1 protein-coding gene is annotated in these 1,080 nt (G+C 61.9%); it reads right to left on the minus strand.

The features are described 5' to 3' along the window. Positions 1-1,080: FMN-binding glutamate synthase family protein (locus tag ABT116_RS49625; protein WP_351648310.1), on the minus strand; the 1,080-nt coding region annotated here is incomplete at both ends.

Here is a 1,080-nt window from a genome sequence, read left to right on the forward strand (position 1 = left end):
TCTGGCCATGACGCAGCCCATCATCATCAGAGCCGATGTGCCGAACTCGAAGCTGTCTGCGCCGAGTAGTGCCGAGGTGATGATGTCGCTGCCGGTCTGATGTGCGCCCGAGCATCGAAGAACGACCTTCTGACGAAGACCGTTGGCGCACAGAGCTTGATGGACCTCTGCGATACCGACCTCGGCCGCGCGGCCCGCGTACTTGAGGCTGGTCACGGAAGCGGCGCCGGTGCCACCGGTGTTTCCGGCGACGTTGATGACGTCAGCGCCTGCCTTGGCGACTCCGACGGCGATGGTGCCGATACCTTCCGAGGACACCAACTTCACGATCACCCGGATACGCGCTGCCTTGCAGTCGTGGATGAGCTGAGCGAGGTCCTCGATGGAGTACGTGTCATGGTGAGGCGGCGGTGAAACCAGTTCGACACCGGGGGTTCCACCGCGGGCCGCAGCGATGTCGATGGTGACCTTGGCTGCCGGAAGCTGGCCGCCCTCACCGGGTTTTGCACCTTGGCCGAGTTTGATCTCGATCTCTTTGAGCATCGGGTCGGCGAGGTATCCCGCCCAGATTCCGAATCGACCGGATGCAAACTGCTTGATACGCGATGCTCGAATTGTGTTGTAACGGGACAGGTGTTCACCACCTTCACCGCTGTTGGACATCGCGCCGACCATGTTCGTGCCATGCGCGACGGCTTCGTGTGCCGGAGCATTGAGCGCGCCGTGGCTCATGGCTCCCGACGCCAACTTCGGAGTGATGTCGCTGGCGCTCTGCACCTCGGAAAGAGGAACACCTGCCGGTGCGACCCGCAACTTGGACAGGAACTGTGCCCCGATACCTGTTGCCTTCAGAACCAGATCCGGTTCAGTCGCTTCGATGGAGATTTCGCCCGAGAAGATAGCGTTGAGAGCGTTTCCGAGTGCTGCCCGGCGTGCGGCGTCGTCGGCCAGTGGTCCGTCCAGGCGAAGTGTGTACCCGCGGTCTGCGGCGGATTCACACTGGATTCCACGCATCACGATCGTCGTATTGCCGTGTACCGAGAATCGGCTGATCTGCTCGGCGAACTCGGCTGTCGTCAC

Source organism: Streptomyces sp. NPDC002130 (assembly GCF_040296465.1).
Lineage (GTDB): Bacteria > Actinomycetota > Actinomycetes > Streptomycetales > Streptomycetaceae > Streptomyces.